At 41.5% G+C, this 15,042-nt stretch carries 20 protein-coding genes; all 20 read left to right on the top strand.

Going from position 1 to position 15,042, the window contains the following annotated elements:
* Positions 1 to 4: 4 nt before the first annotated feature.
* The 20 genes from LG330_RS04455 to LG330_RS04550 all read left to right on the top strand — a co-directional run bounded on the left by LG330_RS04455 (position 5) and on the right by LG330_RS04550 (position 14,995).
* A complete protein-coding gene (locus LG330_RS04455) occupies positions 5 to 400 on the top strand; it encodes a DUF3199 family protein (protein WP_404407726.1) in 396 nt (131 codons plus the stop codon).
* A complete protein-coding gene (locus LG330_RS04460) occupies positions 397 to 753 on the top strand; it encodes a DUF3599 family protein (protein WP_404407727.1) in 357 nt (118 codons plus the stop codon). The genes LG330_RS04455 and LG330_RS04460 overlap by 4 nt, the downstream gene beginning before the upstream one ends.
* Positions 750 to 1,244 carry an HK97 gp10 family phage protein gene (locus tag LG330_RS04465; protein ID WP_404407729.1) on the top strand — a complete coding sequence of 165 codons (495 nt, stop codon included), beginning with the start codon at positions 750 to 752 and terminating at the stop codon, positions 1,242 to 1,244. Before LG330_RS04460 ends, LG330_RS04465 begins: the two co-directional genes overlap by 4 nt.
* A gap of 11 nt (positions 1,245 to 1,255) precedes the next feature.
* Complete coding sequence (locus LG330_RS04470; protein WP_404407731.1) at positions 1,256 to 1,702, top strand: phage portal protein; 447 nt, start codon at positions 1,256 to 1,258, stop codon at positions 1,700 to 1,702.
* A complete protein-coding gene (locus LG330_RS04475; RefSeq protein ID WP_404407732.1) occupies positions 1,695 to 1,925 on the top strand; it encodes a hypothetical protein in 231 nt (76 codons plus the stop codon). Before LG330_RS04470 ends, LG330_RS04475 begins: the two co-directional genes overlap by 8 nt.
* A complete protein-coding gene (locus LG330_RS04480; RefSeq protein ID WP_404407734.1) occupies positions 1,922 to 3,271 on the top strand; it encodes a phage tail sheath family protein in 1,350 nt (449 codons plus the stop codon). Before LG330_RS04475 ends, LG330_RS04480 begins: the two co-directional genes overlap by 4 nt.
* A gap of 22 nt (positions 3,272 to 3,293) precedes the next feature.
* Positions 3,294 to 3,746, top strand: a complete 453-nt coding sequence (locus LG330_RS04485; RefSeq protein ID WP_404407736.1) for a phage tail tube protein — start codon at positions 3,294 to 3,296, stop codon at positions 3,744 to 3,746.
* Between the two features lie 56 nt (positions 3,747 to 3,802).
* The gene (locus LG330_RS04490) at positions 3,803 to 4,231 is read left to right on the top strand and encodes a phage tail assembly chaperone (protein ID WP_404407738.1); all 429 of its coding nucleotides are present in this window, start codon (positions 3,803 to 3,805) and stop codon (positions 4,229 to 4,231) included.
* A 193-nt stretch (positions 4,232 to 4,424) separates the two neighbouring features.
* Positions 4,425 to 8,351 (top strand): hypothetical protein, encoded by a 3,927-nt coding sequence (locus tag LG330_RS04495; protein ID WP_404407740.1) that lies wholly within the window; start codon positions 4,425 to 4,427, stop codon positions 8,349 to 8,351.
* Positions 8,344 to 9,024: a LysM peptidoglycan-binding domain-containing protein gene (locus LG330_RS04500; protein ID WP_404407742.1), complete on the top strand. Its 681-nt coding sequence runs from the start codon at positions 8,344 to 8,346 to the stop codon at positions 9,022 to 9,024. Before LG330_RS04495 ends, LG330_RS04500 begins: the two co-directional genes overlap by 8 nt.
* Before the next feature lie 29 nt (positions 9,025 to 9,053).
* A complete protein-coding gene (locus tag LG330_RS04505; RefSeq protein ID WP_404407744.1) occupies positions 9,054 to 9,974 on the top strand; it encodes a phage portal protein in 921 nt (306 codons plus the stop codon).
* Positions 9,975 to 10,289, top strand: coding sequence for a DUF2577 domain-containing protein (locus tag LG330_RS04510; RefSeq protein ID WP_404407746.1), 315 nt, complete (start codon positions 9,975 to 9,977; stop codon positions 10,287 to 10,289).
* Positions 10,290 to 10,304: 15 nt separating this feature from the next.
* The gene (locus LG330_RS04515) at positions 10,305 to 10,712 is read left to right on the top strand and encodes a DUF2634 domain-containing protein (protein WP_404407748.1); all 408 of its coding nucleotides are present in this window, start codon (positions 10,305 to 10,307) and stop codon (positions 10,710 to 10,712) included.
* A complete protein-coding gene (locus tag LG330_RS04520; RefSeq protein ID WP_404407749.1) occupies positions 10,712 to 11,788 on the top strand; it encodes a baseplate J/gp47 family protein in 1,077 nt (358 codons plus the stop codon). Before LG330_RS04515 ends, LG330_RS04520 begins: the two co-directional genes overlap by 1 nt.
* Positions 11,781 to 12,368, top strand: coding sequence for a putative phage tail protein (locus LG330_RS04525; RefSeq protein WP_404407750.1), 588 nt, complete (start codon positions 11,781 to 11,783; stop codon positions 12,366 to 12,368). The genes LG330_RS04520 and LG330_RS04525 overlap by 8 nt, the downstream gene beginning before the upstream one ends.
* Positions 12,365 to 12,646 (top strand): ketopantoate hydroxymethyltransferase, encoded by a 282-nt coding sequence (locus LG330_RS04530; RefSeq protein WP_404407752.1) that lies wholly within the window; start codon positions 12,365 to 12,367, stop codon positions 12,644 to 12,646. The genes LG330_RS04525 and LG330_RS04530 overlap by 4 nt, the downstream gene beginning before the upstream one ends.
* A gap of 4 nt (positions 12,647 to 12,650) precedes the next feature.
* Positions 12,651 to 14,417: a hypothetical protein gene (locus tag LG330_RS04535; protein WP_404407754.1), complete on the top strand. Its 1,767-nt coding sequence runs from the start codon at positions 12,651 to 12,653 to the stop codon at positions 14,415 to 14,417.
* Positions 14,418 to 14,430: 13 nt separating this feature from the next.
* Positions 14,431 to 14,697 carry a hypothetical protein gene (locus LG330_RS04540; RefSeq protein WP_404407756.1) on the top strand — a complete coding sequence of 89 codons (267 nt, stop codon included), beginning with the start codon at positions 14,431 to 14,433 and terminating at the stop codon, positions 14,695 to 14,697.
* Positions 14,698 to 14,826, top strand: a complete 129-nt coding sequence (locus LG330_RS04545) for a CD1375 family protein (RefSeq protein WP_404407758.1) — start codon at positions 14,698 to 14,700, stop codon at positions 14,824 to 14,826. It abuts the gene before it with no gap.
* A 34-nt stretch (positions 14,827 to 14,860) separates the two neighbouring features.
* Positions 14,861 to 14,995 (top strand): CD1375 family protein, encoded by a 135-nt coding sequence (locus tag LG330_RS04550; protein WP_404407759.1) that lies wholly within the window; start codon positions 14,861 to 14,863, stop codon positions 14,993 to 14,995.
* Positions 14,996 to 15,042: the final 47 nt, after the last annotated feature.

Consider the following 15,042-nt stretch of genomic DNA (forward strand, 5'->3'; position numbering starts at 1 on the left):
GCTTATGCTGCTCACTCCTACTGAACTAAAGGAGAGTACTTCATTTGATACTGTCAAAGAACGAGAGGAAGCATTGCTCGCTAATGACATTATTGAAGCGGAAGTAGAAATCCAGTCGATTGTTGGGCATGATTTCAGCGGACCTGAGTATGAACCACTTCCTCAAAAGGTCAAGCTAGCCATGATTAAGATGGCTCAGTTCTATGCATTGATTAATAGTGATGAGTCCATTATCAAAGGCTTTGTATCGGAGAAGATCGGTGATTATTCATACACACTCGCTAACGGTTCTACATTAAACAAGCCAGATGTTACAAGCTTGCTAAGGGACTTCATCAAACTTCCGGATCCAGTGCCAGAAGGACAGGGATCGGTAAAGCTAAGGATGCGATCATTATGAGTTATGAAAACCTCTTAACGGATCGTTGTGACATCTATTATTTAAAGATGAGTGATCGTGAGGCTGTGTTTGGAGTTCCTGCTGATAATCTTCAAAAAGATTACAAGTTTGATGAGCTTCCCGATTTAAAAGATGTGAAGTGTTATTTCACTGAAAACAATCAATCAATCTCACAAGCTGATCCTGAAAGGTCAATCTCACAATCATTTAAGGTTCACTTTCAAAAACATATTGCGTTGAAAGTGAATAGCCGAGTGATTTGGAATGGGATTGCATACAGAATGCAGGTTCCTAGAATGATTAAAAATCATCACCAGGAAGTCCTTGTAGTAAGGGAGGTCGAACGTTTGTGAAGGTTAAAGGATTGAGAGAATTTATTAAAAAGCTTGAAGAAGCCGAAAAGAATTTATCTGATGAGATGCAGCTCTGGCTGGATGCGAGTGGAATGGAGTTCCTAGACATCATACAAGATGAAATCATTCGAACCGAGACGGTTGATACTAGGCGGTTACTGAACTCTTTCGATAAGGGCGATTCAGAAAACGTGTGGAACATATCAAAAGGTGGTCTTAGCCTTGAAATCGGAACGAATGTTGATTATGCGTCTTATGTTAATGATGGGCATAACACTGTTTCATTATCATCTGGCAAAGATCGCAGGTGGGTGCCAGGCTACTGGCAAGGGGATCGCTTTGTATATGACCCAGGTGCAGATACTGGCATGCTTTTAAAACAACAGTGGGTGGATGGCTCGTATTACTGGGATAACGCATTGGCCATTTTTGAAAAAATGTTCAGTAAGAGCATGGAGCGGCAGCTTGAAAAATGGTTAGGGCAGTTTTAGGGGGGGATGATGTGAACGTTGAAGTAGGTTCCATTATGAATCGGTTTTATAGCTTGTTTCCTTGCAAGGTTTATACAGAAGAGGTTCCGGAAGACTTCGAGATTCCATCGATGTATTTTCCAGAGCCTTTTTCTTTTGGCGGAGGAGACACGAACATGACCTTTCTAAAGACGTACAGCCTTAACATCAAGCTTTTTCATCAGACAAAGCAAAAAGCTTACTCTGAAGCTGAAAAAATCGCTACAGCCATTGAAAGAGCAAGAAGTGTTGTCCCCATGGTCGATCCTGCAGGAGTACTTACAGGTGAGTATCTTCGAATCGGCAGAATTGAAGTAAGAGGAAGCGGCCCTGGAGTGGCAACGATCGTTGTGAACTGGGATAGCCGTTATCACTATGACCGGGATCCAGTCCCTAGTCTTGAAAACTTTGACCTTGAAGGAGGCTTAAAAGATGAGTGATGAAAAGAAGACAACGGAAAAAGAAACTAAATCAACTGTTAGCAAAACTGCTGCAGAAACAAAATTTGATCTATACGAGCTCCGCGCTCACTCAAAAGAATTATTCGGTGTGAAACCCGAGGTATTCGATGGGGCAATGAGCAAAGTGAAAGTAACTCAAATGACAAAGACTGAAGCCAAACAGCGAATCAGTCAGATGTTAAAGAAGGGGGTTAAACAATGAATGGCGGAACATTTACTCCAGGCGTTGAAAAAGAACGCGCTGGCATATACTTTCGTTTTACATCTGCGGCTCAGCAACGATTAAGTGTTGGAGTCAGAGGCACAGTGGCATTGCCGGCTGTTTTAGGTTGGGGACCATCCAAACAATTCATTTCAATTCGTGATACAGAGGATATTGAAAAGAAGATTGGCTTATCACTATCTGATCCGAGCATGCTTCTGTTGAAAGAGGCAAAGAAAAAAGCACAAACTGTTCTTCTTTATCGTGTTAATGAAGGGTCCAAAGCTTCGGCAGACCTAACAGCTACAGCCACTGCAACAGCAAAATACGGTGGATCAAAGGGTAATGAAATCGTGATTAAAGTGGCTGAGAACGTAGTGGACTCTCTTAAAAAGGATGTCACTACATTCGTAAATGAAAAGGCTTTTAATCGTCAAACCGTGACAGATGCAACTGAGCTTGTATCTAATGACTGGGTAGACTTCTCAGGCGCTGGCGCGCTTGAAGACAGTGCCGGTCTATCTCTTACTGGCGGAGAAAATGGAGAGCCAGTGGTGCTTGATTATACTGATTTTCTTGAAGCTGCTGAGACAGAGTACTTCGATGTGATTGCATTGCCAGTAGATGATGAAGAGGAGCTCAAAACAACATTTGTTTCCTTTGTGAAGCGAGTTCGTGATCAGCAGGGGCAAAAGATTACTGGTGTCCTACCTAACTTCGCTGGCGATTATGAAGGAATCATTAACGTGACAACTGAAAAGGTTGTTTTAGAAGATGGTACTGAGCTATCAGCAGCTGAACAGGTTGCATGGGTAGCAGGAGCTTCTGCCGGTGCATCAATTACTCAATCACTCACATTCATGGAATATGAAGGTGCTGTTGATATCAGTCCACGACTTGGAAATGATGACATCATTGATAAGCTGAAGAATGGTGAATTCTTATTTACTCATGATCCTAGGGAACGCTCTGTTTCTGTCGAAAAAGACATTAACTCATTTACATCGTTTACAAATGATAAAAATGAACGTTTTTCCAAAAATAGAATCATCAGAGTGCTTGATGCAATTAACAATGATATTCGTAGAGAGTTACGCTCACTAATCCAAAACCGTAAAAATAACGGTTTGGATATCCCTGCTAATAATGATGGAGTACAGATTGTTACGACCCTTGCGACAGTCTATATGAATGCACTGCAGGATGGTAGTGCGATTCAAAACTTTAACTCTCAGAATGATATTCAAATCTCTATTAATGAAGCTGGTGATGGTTTCTATATCAACATGGGTGCTCAGCCAGTGGATAGTGCAGAAAAATTCTACTTTGGTGTAGAAGTACGATAATTAGAATCGGAGGTGTAATGAAATGAGTGGTAAATTCAGAGCGGGTAATGCGATTTCCGGAAAAGAAGGGCGTTTGTTCCTTGATGGAGAAGAGTTAGCGTATATCAAGACATACGAAGCTACAATTGAAAAGAATAAAGCTGAGGTGCCGATCATGGGCCGTCGGATGACAGGTCATAAAACGACTGGCGCTAACGGTACTGGTACAGCTACATTCTATAAGGTGACATCGAAGTTTATTAAAATCATGATTGATTACGTAAAAAATGGACAGGATGCCTACTTTACAATGCAATCTGTATTGGATGATGCGAGTTCAGGGCGAGGTACTGAACGTGTCACACTTTACGAAGTGAACTTTGACAGTGTTAAAGTAGCTGGACTAGATGTTGAATCAGATGCACTTGAAGAGGAAATTCCATTCACGTTTGAAGACATTGATCTTCCAGAGGAGCTGCGAGACGACTTTAACTAAGTCGTCTTTTTCTTTTTTGAAATACAAACAAAAAACCATTATGAGGAGAGATTTGAATGACAAGAGATATGAGCTTTTTCATGCAAGGTAAGGCAGAGGTAATTGAAGAACAAGAGCACGTTGTTTCAAAGCGTTATAAAGATGAAGACGGCAAAGTAATTCCGTTTGTATTCAAGCCACTTGCAACAGAACGCATTGAGCAAATCGAAAAAGAGTGCATGAAGCCTGTTATGCAAAAAGGAAGGAAAGTCGGGGAGCGGGTCGACAATGGTCGTTTTATGGCTAGAATCGGTGTGGAGTCCACAGTGTTCCCAGATTTCAAAGACAAATCTTTACTTGAATCTTACAATGCTGTTGATCCGGTTGAAGTATTGAAGAAAGTCCTATCGATCGGTGGAGAGTACACAGCTTTTATGAATGCTGTTCAAAAAGTGAATGGTATGGATGAAGATTTTGAAGACATGGTTGAAGACGCAAAAAACTAATAAAAGCCGGGAACAGAGATGCAATTTATCTGTATTTCTGTATGCACGAGCTCCATTACTCCCCGGCAAACTTAAAAGAGCTGTATGATGCACCGAAAAACTTCAAGGCGATGCTATATGCAGCGATAGATTATAAGCTCGAGAAGCTTGAAAAAGAAGCGAATAAAAATAAATAACGAAAGGAGGAAAATGAATGCCGCGCTTAACCACTATATTTGATATTCAAGATCGTATGAGCCGCAAACTTCGGTTGATTACCGGCAACTTGGAAAAGGTTGAACGAATTACAAGTAAACCCATTACGATATCTCTAAATGACCGTGCTACTCGGCATGCAAAGCGGATTACCAAGTTCATTCGCTCTGATATTGCAAAAACGCACAATATGGTCATTACAGGAAGAGATATGGTGACTTCCAGAGTGCTTCGGCCAATCAGTTCATTTATGGAAAGAAGAATGCCTAGAACTCATACGATGATTATTCGTGGAATGGACCGAGCTACACCTGTATTTATGAGGATTCAGCGGTTATCTAAAGGTTTATTTAACAGTGGATATAATTTAACGATTAGAGCAATGGACCGGGTAACGCCAGTCATCAATCGTATAACAACCTATGCAAAGGCTGCCTTTCATAAAGGGTTCACTTTGTCTGTAAGAACATTAGACCTGGCAACTACCGGATTACGTCACATTGCAAATTATGCCCGATCTGCTGTTGGGCGTACTTACACTTTGACAGTGCGTGCTTTAGATCTGGCATCACGACCACTCAGGGCCATAAGTAATCTTGCGACTTCTACAGTTGGGATATTAGGAGCTGCAGGGGGCGTTTATGGCGGAGTGGTAGCACCACTTAATATGGTGATGGATAGACAAGGAACTGAAACTGCATTTGAAGTGTTATTGGGCAGTGCTGAAGATGCTCAGAAACGTGTCGCTGAATTGACGACATTTGCAGGACAGACGCCTTTTACCCGAGATGAGATATATAAGTCATCCAGGTTACTTGAGACGTTCACAGGCTCAGCATTATCTACTGGCGAAGGGTTAAAGCTTGTTGGTGATGTAGCAGCAGGTACACAAACAGATTTTCAGGAAACAGCAATGTGGTTCGGTCGACTCTATGATGGATTGAAATCAGGTAGACCTGTTGGTGAAGCGACGATGCGTCTTCAAGAAATGGGGGCAATCAGCGGTGAAGCCAGAGCGAATCTTGAAGAGTTAGCTGAGTCAGGAAGAGATATTTCTGAAGTATGGCCAGAAGCTGCCAGAGAGTTTGAACGTTACAGTGGAATGATGGATAAACTGAGCGATAATCTCCAAAACTTATTGCTCGGTGCTAAACAGTTTTTCGTGCAAAATATGATGATGCGTTGGGGTGAAGGACTAGAGAATGCACTTAGTCCAGCATTACAGGCATTCAGAGAATGGCGCGGAGAAAATAAAGCGGCGATCGCTGAAATGGGAAATGAATTTGAGCGAATGGGTGAGAAGGCTGCTAAAGCATTTCTTAACCCAGTATCTGCAGCAGGTTCATTTTTAAGCGATCAATTTAAGATTCTCTTCCCGGTGAATGACAAAATGCGTGAGATGGCTGTTCATGATCCTGAGATAGGAAGAATTGTCGCTCAGCAGGACGGCATGAGCTTTGAAGCTAGAATGGATATTGTCATTGATAATACGAAAGATGCGTTCGGTCAATGGTGGGAGAATACAGGTCAAGGTCAGTTAAATAAGGTTGCTGGCAAGATCGGTAGTACCTACGGTGGAATCATCAACGGTGTGGTCAATGGTGTCTTTGGAGCTGAAAATGAGTCTTCAGGTAACGCATTTGTGGATGCTGGCATGGAAGCAGGTAAAACATTTGCTGATAGTTTCATTGATGCTTTGGACCCTGTTTCTTTAAGTGAAAGAATTGGTAAGAAGATTGCTGAGATTAATGTTAATGCAGGTAAATCAGCTTGGGGCAAGATCACTGGCAATGAGGAACTCGCCGGTTCGGGATCCATTGGTGGAGCTGTGCTTACGAATCTACTTTTTCTTGCAGGAGCTTCAAAGCTATTAACGACTTTTGCGCCAGTTGGTAAAGGTTTGAAAGGTGGCTTTGGTTTAGGTAAGAAAGCATGGGGCAAGATGTTTGGCAAAAAGGGTGGGACAGATAATGTTCCAAGCTCACCTAAAGGTCCTTCAATGTTTGATAGAGCCAAAGGGTGGCTTCCTTTCGGAGCTGTGCCGGATATCGGAGAAGGGAAAGCGCCAAAAGAAGGCATGTTCGGCAAAGCTTTAAAGAAGGTGCCGGTATTAGGCACTGGTTTAGCGGCAGCCGGGTTAATGGCTACACCAAAGGAAATGTTACCCGAAGCGGTAGGCTCTCTTACAGGAGGAATGGCAGGTGCTTCTGTCGGTGCTGCTGTAGGATCAATCATCCCTGGTATTGGGACGTTGATTGGTGGTCTCATTGGTGGAGTACTTGGTTCTATTGGTCTTGGGAAAGTTGGCGAGTGGCTCGGGGACCTTGATTGGTCTGGAATCGGTCAAACACTTTCAAATGGATTCTCTTCTTCAGTTGATTGGCTTAAAGAGTTTTCAGCAGATATCGGAGAGTCCGTATCGAATGGATTCAATTCAGCAATAGACTGGATCGTCGAATCATGGAACAGTTTCACAAGCTGGATGAACGATAGTGTTTGGACACCAATACAAGATGCTGCTAATAGTGCGGCTGATTTCGTTTCGAATAAATGGGGTGAATTCACTTCCTGGTTTGATTCTAATGTGTGGACGCCAATTAAAAATGCCGGTATCAATACCATGAACTTCTTTGTTGGATTATTCGTCCTGACAAAGGCCGGGATCCTTGGTGCATGGATTGTTGTTAAAACATGGTTTAACGAAAACGTTTGGACACCAATTAAGGATTATGGCAGCCAGGCGATTGACTTCTTATCAGAAAAGTTCACTCAGGGTAAAGAGTGGCTGCAGGAAAAATGGGGACAGCTTTCTACCTGGTTCTCTGAAACGGTATGGACACCTATTAAAACAGCAGCAATCATTACTGGTGTATTCATTTATACAAAACTGCTAGAAGCCTATATATGGGTTAAAGAAACGTGGAATCAAGCGTGGACTTGGTTTGAGGAAACGGTTTGGATTCCTTTAAAGAATAGCGTGACTTCAGCTGCAATGTGGACGTGGACCAAACTTCAGGAAGCATGGACATGGATCACTGAAACATGGTCAGCGGCTTGGACATGGTTCGAAACAACCGTATGGATCCCTCTTAAGACTTCAGTTACATCTGCAGCATTGTGGTTGTGGACTAAACTGAACGAAGCTTGGGTTTGGATTCAAGAAACGTGGACGGCTGCCTGGACTTGGTTTGATACGAATGTATGGACGCCTATAGAAACAGGAGCAACTGAAGCGGCTGACTGGATTTGGACGAAACTTGAAGAATCTTGGGGATTTGTTACTGAGACTTGGAGTGCGGTTAGTGGTTGGTTTGAAAAAAATGTTTGGTCTCCTGTTGAAGGAGCTGCAAGCAGAGTAGCTGAATTTGTAAGTGGAGCATTTGAAACAGCGGCAGAAAATGTAAAAACTTTGTTTGGTGGTATTGAAACTGCTTGGAATACTGTTTCTGGCTGGGCTTCAAAAGGAGTAGGAATGCTCCAAGAAGGATATGGTTCCGTCACTCGGTTAGGCGAAAATGTAACTGGTAAATCACCTAATCGGGCAGCAAACAACTACCGCGGCGGACTTATCAACCAGAAGCAACTTAGCTGGGTAGGTGAGCGCGGCAAAGAGTTTATTATCCCGGTCGATACTTATCAGGACCGTGGTAAGAGATTACTTGGTCAAGCTGCATCTGCTTTAGGAATGACTGTTAATGAGCCGGGTAGCGAAAATGTATCTGCTAGCCGTGCGGCAGTGGTTCAATCATCAGGATCAGGTAGCAAGTCAGTGAGCGTTAAGAAAGAAGTTAATGTCAACCTTCAGGGGGACCAGTACTTTTCTCAAGAAGAAGACTGGGACACTTTCAAGAAAAAGGTCAGAGAAGCAGTTGAAGAAGCGATAGACGATGATGAATTCGAAGAAGGAGGCGTTTACGTTGGCTAAAAGTAAATATGAAGTCTGGCTATCATGGCAGAATCAGAAAGAGAAATTGCGATTGCCAGTGCTTCCTTCCCGGATTCAAATTAACAATACAGCTAAAAATACATCAATTGATCTTGCTGATTTCGGTGAATTTACAAAAATTCAAGCTGCATCTGCTGATGTGATCAACTTTGCATCATTCTTCCCGGCGAGTGGAGGGTCAATTGTGGAATACGATAACCCTCCTTCTCCATGGGAGTGTGTGGAAACAATTAATCGCTGGAAAAAGTCAGGACGTCCGATCCGATTGATTGTGACTGGAACACCAATTAATTATGCTGTCTCAATTGAATCCTTTAACATCGTCGAAGGAGACAAGGATATTGGTGATATTGATTTTGATATTTCGTTAAAAGAATATATCTTTGTCACACCAAAAAGGATTGAGATTAAACAGAATAAGCCTAAAGCAGTTAATAACCGTCCTTCTGATGTTCAAAAGTCTAAAACTTACACAGTGAAGAGCGGAGATACACTTTGGGCCATTGCTGGACGCGCTGAAACGTACAGCAAGCATTCAGATTGGACAAAGATCTGGAATGCTAACAAAAGCATGCTTGTAAAAAGAGATTCCAGAAACCTTAAAAAGCCGGGCCACTATATTTTCCCGGGCCAGAAACTGGTGATCCCATGATAGAACTGTATATTGTGAGACAAAATGAAATGGTACAAATTCCAGTGGAATCAGTTACCTGGTCTGGCCAACGCTTTAAGGCTGCTCGTAAGATCGATGTCAGATGCTTAAATCGTACTGTGAATGAAGGAGAAACCGTCATTTTAAAATGGCGAGAAGTAGAGCTCTTCCGCGGTATTGTTTTCAAAAAAGGAAGATCTAAAGACACTACTTTAACATTCACTGCATATGACCTGCTTCAATATCTGCTAAAGAATAGAGACGTATATATTTTCTCGAATAAAAGAGCAGATCAAATATTAAGCAGAATATGCAACGATTTTCAAATCCCAGTGAGCTCTATTGCAAATACGGGTTACGTCATTAAGTCGCTACCCTTCATCAATGAAACTTCTCTGTATGATATCTGGCTAAAAGCGATGATTGAAACTGAGAAACAAACAGGCATACGGTATAACCTGAAGTCTGAAAAAGGAAAGATAAAGCTTGAAAAAGTTACTTCCCCAAGCGGTCTTTGGGTCCTTGAAACAGGTAACAACATTGAAAATTATTCTTATGATACGTCGATCGAAGACACCGCCACTCAGGTTAAGGTAGTGTCAGGAACTGAAGAAAATAAACAAACCGTTGTGATTAGCGATAATGATGGGAAGCAACGTTTTGGGACACTTCAATATTATGAAAATGTACCTGAAGAATTAAACAAAGCTCAGCTTACAGAGAGAGCTAATAATCTTCTGGCTGAAAAGAAAGGCATAGCTGAAAATTTAATCGTTGATAGTTTGGGAATTCCCTCTTTAACGTCAGGGATGATGGTTCAAACGAAGATTGATGACTTAGGGATCAACCGTCAATATTATCTTGATGATGACATCCACACCTTTGCAGGCAGTTCTCACACAATGAATGTAAAGCTGATAAGGAAAAACGTTCTGCCGGAGGTGGTTTAAGTGAGTCTGAAGCAAAAAATGTTAAAGATCGCTGAGCAGGCCCAACATGCATCAAGCCCAGTTATGCTAGTGAAAGGTGAAGTGGTTAGTCCGCCGCCAAACATATCTGTCAGATTAAAAAGCAATTCAAAACTTGTGATTCCATCATCTATGATAATGATTGCAGAGCATCTCAAAAACCATTCCCGGCAGATCCGTGTGAATGGGGGAAGTACTAATACTTATGAGTTTATGGACGAATTAAAGAGTGGTGATAAGGTAATGGTTGCTTCCATACAAGGAGGGCAATCATTTTTTATTATCGACAGGTATTAAGAGAGGTGAATAAATGTGAGTTTGTCACCGGAAATTGAAGTGAATGCTGATCAGCCTATAGAAGTAGAGACATCTTATACTTTCGAAATCGATTTTGAGACAAATCGTTTAACAGGGAAAATGATCAACGGTCTGGAGTCAATAAAGCAGTTTGTTGTGCTTGCTATTAGAATTCCGAGATATGCCTATCCAATATTAAGTTCGAACATTGGAGCGGAAATAGAGGCGCTGCTTGCTGATCCGGATACGACTTTAGATTATAAAAAGATGGAGTTACCCCGGTTGATTACAGAAGCATTGATATATGATGAGCGAATTGATAGTGTTTTAAATTTCAATATCGATCATCAAGAAGACTCTTTTCATGCATCCTTCACAGTTCATTCAGTAGAAGGAATATTCGAAGCGGAGGAGGTGTTCTGATGTATGAAGAACAGACTTTCGAAATGATCATGGAAAGACTCTTGGAGCAAATCCCTGATGAAATAGATAAAAGGGAAGGTTCGGTCATCTGGATGGCGCTTGCTCCGACTGCTGCTGAACTTGAACAGGCGTATGTTCAATTAAAACAAATTGAAAACCTTACATTTGCTGATACTGCAGAAGGTGAATTTTTAGAAAGACGTACCAGGGAATCGGGCGTTAATAAAAATGGTGCAACGATTGCAGTTATTAAGGGTGAATTCAGAGACAGTAGTGGTGCATTAATGGATATCCCAATCAATTCTCGGTTTTTTATTGATGACGTCTACTACATTGCTGCTAAACGTATTTCCGTTGGTGAATATGAACTTGAGTGTGAAGAACCTGGCTCAATTGGCAACAAATCGTCAGGTTCTTTGCTTTCGTTGAATAACATCTCTGATTTATCTACTGCTAAAATCGAAGGAATCATCATTGCTGGAGCTGACGAAGAAACTGATCCTGCGCTTTACTCAAGGTTTATAAATGTAGTCAATGAACCTGCATTTGGTGGCAATGTAGCAGATTATAAGCAGAAGATTAACTCCATTACCGGGATAGGTGGAACAAAAGTGTTTCCAACCTGGCAGGGAGGCGGAACAGTTAAGTGCGTTTTAATTGCAAGTGACTTCAGTTCACCTTCACAAGAGCTGCTTGATCAGATTCAAGGTGAAATTGATCCGCCTGGTTTCGAGGGAGATGGTATCGGCTGGGCTCCAATAGGTCATGTAGTGACAATTGAAGGGGTTGCAGATCAATCTCTAGACATTACTACAACCGTCAGCTTAAAAGATGGCTTTACTTTAAATATGATTGAGGCTTCGGTTAATGAGTTGATTGAGAGTTACCTTTTGTCTTTGCGAGAATCTTGGGAAGAAGAAACACAATTGATTGTGAGAACTGCTCAGATTGAAGCAAGAATACTCATGGTTGAAGGAGTTATTGATGTAGCTGGAACACAAATTAATGGTCTGGAAGAGAATCTGACCTTAAATGATAATATTCCAGTGCTCGGGACGGTGATCATCAATGAATGATGCTAGGTCAGATTATTTGCCAACCGTTATTAATAACATCTATGAATTTCGTGAACTGAATCACTCAAGGTCTAATGAGTTTGAAAGGCTGCAAGCTGCGCTTGATCTGCTTTTAGATAGACAGTTTATTATGACAGCTGATTCACATGCGATAAAGAGGAACGAGAAAATCTTTAAAATCAATGCCAATGAACAACTTGAGACATTGGATTTTCGCAAAGTAAGGCTCATTAATAGGAAGTCCACAAAACCACCTTTTACTAAAAGATACCTGCAACAGAGGATGGACTTCTTACTTGGTAAGAGTAGAGCAACAGTTGAAATAGATCATGGAAACTTCATTCTTAGGGTTGTAACAACGATCGAAAACGCACCAATTTTTACTGAGGTTGAAAGAACAATTCGTGTAACCAAGCCGGCAAATATGATCTATCAACAACAAACATCAATAGAAAATAATATTCAAATTACCGAGTCGATTTCAAAGCAGTCTCTGACAAGGAATTTAAGGCTGGGTACCACTTTCAGAGTTGGTGTTAACCCATTTACGGAATCTGAAGGGGAGGAGATTGTCACATGATGAACCCTGACTTCTTGAATAGTCTAGCTACCTACACACATTCAAAAATTGAGAAAGTCGTCATTAATGAAGTTCATGAAATTATTGAGTTTGAAGTAAAGAGCCAGCAGAGCAATGAGGTTAAGGTGGAGTATCTGGTGCCGTTCAACTTGGTTGAAACAGTGACCAAGATCGAGTTGAAAGATCAGAGTGATCAGGTGGTTACAACTAACAATGTATTTGTACCTATCACTTCAGATACGCTATTGAAACATAACTTTTTAATACAAGAGGGGTGATATAATGTCAGGTTTTACACCTAAAACTAATTGGCAGTACGACGAAGTTGTTACCGAGCAGGATTTCAATAGAATCGAACAAGGGATTGCAGACGCGTTGAATAATTTTACGACTCATCTATTGGAAGATAATCCGCATGATGTTAACAGCGAGCAATTGAATCAGTTAAGTAACAACTATGCATTAAACTCTGATCCACCTTCTAACTATCCGCAGGGCTTATCGGTTTTTAAATTATCTAGTACAACTGCGGGATTTCCTCATGCATACGGTACTGTTTTAACAGAAAGAGTTGGTAATTATACAACTCAGACATTTACGGGATCAACAAATAAAAAGCACTTTAGATTTTCTTCATCAGATACAAGTTGGACTGCTGGGTGGGCGGATTCAGAAACCACCACAGGAGCACAGGGAAAAGTAGACGCACACGCAAACCGAAAAGATAACCCACATGAAGTGTCAAAATCTCAGGTGGGGCTGTCAAACGTGGACAATGTGCAGCAAGCAAGTAAAACAGAATTTAATACACATAATACTGATTCTGCCCGTCATATTACATCAGCGGAGCGCGCAGCATGGAACGCAAAAGAAACGCCATCAGGTGCTCAAGAAAAAGTAGATGCGCACGCTGATTTAAGGAACAATCCACACAACGTAACTACTCAACAAGTGAATCATATGGGTTCCTATACAAGAGATTCGAGTGATCCGGCTGGTGATTATCCTTTGGGAATTTCTGTTCTGTCTGTCGGACCCGGGGCGTCGTATGGTAATTGGCCATCTTATGGAACGGTCACCACTTACCGATCTTACTCTAGTAACGGTGGGACTTATCAAACATATACGCCTTATAGCGATGTATATGGGAACGGTCAATACATGGTCAGGTATTGGCAGTATCAAGGCACTGACTGGGATGAATGGGAAGTGTTCGAGACCACCGACGGGGCTCAATCAAAAGTAGACGCACACGCAAATCTGAAAAACAATCCGCACGCTGTCACTAAGGCGCAGGTGGGTCTTGGCAGCGTGGACAATGTTCAGCAGGCCACGAAAACAGAATTTAATAGCCATGTTGGAGACAGCGTTAAGCATATCACATCAGCTGAACGTACATCATGGAATGGCAAAGCAAGTGCTCAATCTGTGGCCGATCTGGACAGTGAGCTTACGACGCATCAGGCGGAAAAGGCGTCTGCCGCAGAGCTTGGCCATGTATTGGGTAATACAACAACAGAGGGCAAATTGCTAGCTGATAGTGTGCCTATTACAGACGCAGGAAATCTATTTTCCGCAACCGATGTTGAAGGAGCAATGAGTGAGCTTTTTACAAATGTCAGTGACGGAAAAGATTTAGTCGGCGGGGCTATCACTGACGTTGATCCGAATGTTGTAATTCCTGCCGATCCAACTTTTAAACAATTAGCCACAGGTGTTGGGCAGATTAATACCGGTAAGAAGTGGGCGAGCGGTGAAATTAATGAAATTACTACCGACAGAATGTACACAATCAACGGTTTAGATTTTAGTCCTTCAAAAGTGATAATAACTGCATCAGGAATATGGTCAGGGTCAGGGACATTTTTTATGGAGCTTATATCTAGTGAAAATGACTTATATACAGGGTATCAAGTTCTAGGCAAAACATTATATTGGTCATCGTCAGGTATACAAAGTAGCGATACTAACACAACTGTAACTAACGATGGTTTCGTTGCTTACGTAAGGATAATAAGCGGGAATATTAAATGGTATGCATATGAATAGGAGGAGTTGAAATATGAATTCATTAATTATTTACGATGATAACGGAAAAATATTTTCTAATGTAAAAGGAGACTATGCGCTTCCGCAAGGCGGTATTCAGTATTTAGAAGTGGAAGTTCCTGGAGGTAAGAAAATAGTTGGTGTCGATGTTTCTGTTTCGCCACATCAGGCTATTTTAGCGGATATTCCACCAACAGAAAATGAGCAATTACGCCTTGAAATGGCTGAATCTAACGCTGAAATGTTTGAATTAATATTCGGTATGAATGGAGGCGTTTAAATGTTTACTTCTCAAAGCCGAATTGTTCAAGATTATGTTCTATTAATCAAGGAGGGTAGAAGGACAATAGATCAAGTGCCTGACTATCAAAATTTGCGACAGGTAGTTTCAGATGTTCTCGCTGCTTAAACTTTTCATAATACAAACTAAGGAGATGTTGAAAATGACTTTTACAACAGACAGCGCAATTGCAAACTCATACGCTATTTTAATCCTGGCAGGGCGTAGAACAATTGACCAAGTGCCCGATGCAGGAAATTTACGGACTATCGTGGTTGAGATTTTAACAAGTGAGTAATTAAACACTCGGAATCTTATGCGTCGTAAGCATACCTGGAAATAGGT

It is taken from the genome of Jeotgalibacillus malaysiensis (genome assembly GCF_044789845.1).
Classification (GTDB): Bacteria; Bacillota; Bacilli; order Bacillales; family Jeotgalibacillaceae; genus Jeotgalibacillus; species Jeotgalibacillus malaysiensis_A.